Origin of the sequence: Cobetia sp. SIMBA_158, assembly GCF_046566945.1 — a bacterium.
Taxonomy (GTDB): Bacteria; Pseudomonadota; Gammaproteobacteria; order Pseudomonadales; family Halomonadaceae; genus Cobetia; species Cobetia amphilecti.
The window spans coordinates 1-249 of sequence record NZ_JAWJYL010000812.1 but is presented as its reverse complement, the minus strand read 5'-3'; the positions used below and the strand labels follow the sequence as shown (position 1 = coordinate 249).

Here is a 249-nt window from a genome sequence, read left to right as displayed (position 1 = left end):
AACCGCGCATTGATGGGTTCAAACATGCAACGTCAAGCAGTACCAACATTGAAAGCGGATAAGCCGTTAGTAGGTACAGGTATTGAGTTAACACTAGCGAAAGATTCTGGTGTAACGATTGTTGCAAAACGTGGTGGTGAAGTAATGTATGCCGACGCAAGTCGCATCGTTGTAAACGTACATGAAGAAGAACGCATCCCTGGCGAAGCGGGTATCGACATCTACAACTTAACCAAGTACACACGTTCT

The 249-nt window shown here is 45.4% G+C and carries 1 protein-coding gene; it reads left to right on the top strand.

The features are described from left to right. The coding region (locus tag R2R70_RS22075) for a hypothetical protein (protein WP_410979209.1) at positions 1 to 249 on the top strand (249 nt) is incomplete at both ends.